General features: G+C 37.3%; 2 protein-coding genes and 1 pseudogene. 2 read left to right on the top strand and 1 reads right to left on the bottom strand.

Annotated elements, in window-relative coordinates; genetic code table 11:
- Together AC1DSB_RS18080 and AC1DSB_RS18075 are read left to right on the top strand one after the other, a co-directional pair.
- Positions 1-327, top strand: a pseudogene (locus AC1DSB_RS18080) (LD-carboxypeptidase); the annotation flags it as partial.
- A 52-nt stretch (positions 328-379) separates the two neighbouring features.
- On the top strand, positions 380-826 hold the full coding sequence (locus AC1DSB_RS18075; protein ID WP_477532929.1) for an SRPBCC family protein: 447 nt from the start codon (positions 380-382) through the stop codon (positions 824-826).
- A gap of 304 nt (positions 827-1,130) precedes the next feature.
- On the opposite strand, the gene AC1DSB_RS18070 is transcribed toward AC1DSB_RS18075, so the two are convergent.
- Positions 1,131-1,688, bottom strand: a complete 558-nt coding sequence (locus AC1DSB_RS18070) for a cysteine hydrolase family protein (protein ID WP_477532928.1) — start codon at positions 1,686-1,688, stop codon at positions 1,131-1,133.
- Between the last annotated feature and the right edge of the window lie 715 nt (positions 1,689-2,403).

Here is a 2,403-nt window from a genome sequence, read left to right as displayed (position 1 = left end):
ATCCAGCAAGGGGATATTATCCTGTTAGAGGACACGATGAAAACGGCATCCGTCGTCGAAAAGAACTTCACTCTACTCAAGCTGAATGGTGTGTTTGAAAAAGTTTCCGGCATTCTATTAGGGAAACATGAATTATTTGATGATCAAGGTACTAGAAGAACTCCATACGATATTTTGCTCGAAGTGATGGGGAACAGGGACATTCCGATTCTTGCAGATTTTGATTGTTGCCACACGCAACCTATGCTGACGTTGCCTATTGGCAGAAACGTGGAGCTGGATGCAACGAATAGAAAAGTGAAGATTATGGAGAAATGGATTAAGTAGGTAAGCAGCGTTGCTTTTCGTTCAATTCAAAATAGAGATGGAGGACTTAATAATGAAGTCTATTACTACACCTGACCTTTCAACAAGGGCGTTCAATTTAATGGTTGACCGCATAATGGATGCACCGCCCGATGTACTGTTCCAAGCGTGGACTACACAGATCGATCGTTGGTTCGCTGTGCCAGGAAGCGTCATCATGCAGGGAGAAATCAACACGTCCTTTTTCTTTGAGACTGCATTTGACGGTCAACGTCATCCTCACTACGGAAGGTTTTTAAGGATTGAGCAAGACCGGCTTGTCGAAATTACTTGGGTTACTGGGGATGGAGGAACAAAGGGCGCGGAAACTGTTGTCACAATAAAGCTAGAGCCAAATGGAGATGGAACACAAATTCGTCTTACGCACGCAGGCTTTATAGATGATGAGTCAAGAAACGGACATAAAGATGCTTGGCCGATGGTTCTTGAACATCTAGACAAGTGTATGATGGGACATTAAGGTTCAAATACAATAAACATCTTTTGCTAGGGGCAATTAATAATGAAACCTAGATTATATTACTTACTCATCGTGTTTACAGTTTCCTATGCATTTTATCTGATATTCGGTACGTGGATGTCGACTAATCACCCATATAGGGATTTTCTCTTAACCATGGGTGTTATTCAGTTCATTCTTGCTTACTCTCCAGATTTGAAGAGGTATTTTCTTTCGTTGCAATTGCTTATTGAACTAGCAAGCCTGCTATTGACATGCAATAGCAAAAGCGGCACGTTTTAAGTGCCGCTTTTTTGGATTAATATTACCTATAAGAGTCATGAGTTGGGCTAAACAAGTCTTCATCTGAATTTCTGACAACAGAAAAGTGTTCGACATTATAATGACCGTGAAGAGTACGATTGTGATGGCTAATGATTTGTTCTGCACTTAAATCATCATTGTCATTTGTTGAATGCCCATCACCGACTAATGTAATATCCAAGCCACTGATAGTAGCTGTTCTGACAGCACTATCTATGCAGTGTTGTGTTTTACAGCCCATAATAACAACATGTTTAATCTGTTGAGTTCTTAAATGATTCAGAAGACCGGTCCCGTGAAAGGAATTCGTCGCTGACTTATCGAAAATTTTTGCATCCGTGGGTACATTGATTTCATTGTGAACTTGAAAGCCTTCACCTTTCCCCTCAGAAACATCGACATCTCTTACAAACACAACTGGGACATCTGCTTCGCTTGCTTTTTCAATCACTTTATTGATATTCCTAATAAGTTGCGCTTTATTAAAAACTGCACTTTCTTTCTGATTCCCATCAATTAATTCTTGTTGAGCATCAATGATTAATAGTGTTTGATTCAAATGATTTTCCCCTTTCAAAATGTAGGGAAACGCTAAACAACTAATTAGTTAGACGTAATCCCCATATAAATTTTCATGCTGACATTTCTTTTGTTTGTCATACTATCATCCTCCTCGGCAAAAATTCGTCTATAAATTAATATTTTTAATTTTTAGACTATTAAATTGTATCATGTTTCTTCTATATTAATAAAGTTACAATTGCGATAGGCGAGAAAAAGTGTAAATCAATCTGTTTTTCGTTTTTGAACTCCCATGAAAGGGCAGTATCTAATATAAGTAGGAATACTTCAACGAGACATGTTAGTTCAATATCACTCCCGTGTGAATTCCTACTTCCTTCTTATTAAACTAACGACTAATCGGTAAGCTACTAAGACAGGTCTTTTCTTATTGAACTAACGAGGCAGGTTAGTGAGTCTACATTCATTATCGTTTTTTCTAGCTTAATTATTTACGCATCACATTGATCATAGTCGCTACATGTTATTAACTCTCAAGGAGTTCAGAGTATATGCTTTTGAATAATATTCAGCTAGGAGATTGAGTTTCTGAAATAAGATTAGAAAACTTTTAGTATTGTGTTGACTTTTATAAGTCAGGCTGATATATTTATAAAGTTGCTGATTTGAAAGCGACAAAGTGAAAAAAGAATATCAAAACTTTTTGTTGACATAGCAAACAGGATTTGATAAGATATAAAAGTTGCCATTAC

This window comes from Paenisporosarcina sp. P4_E4_2 (assembly GCF_056401595.1).
The sequence above is the reverse complement of the archived record's forward strand: the minus strand, read 5'-3'. Positions and strand labels throughout refer to the sequence as shown.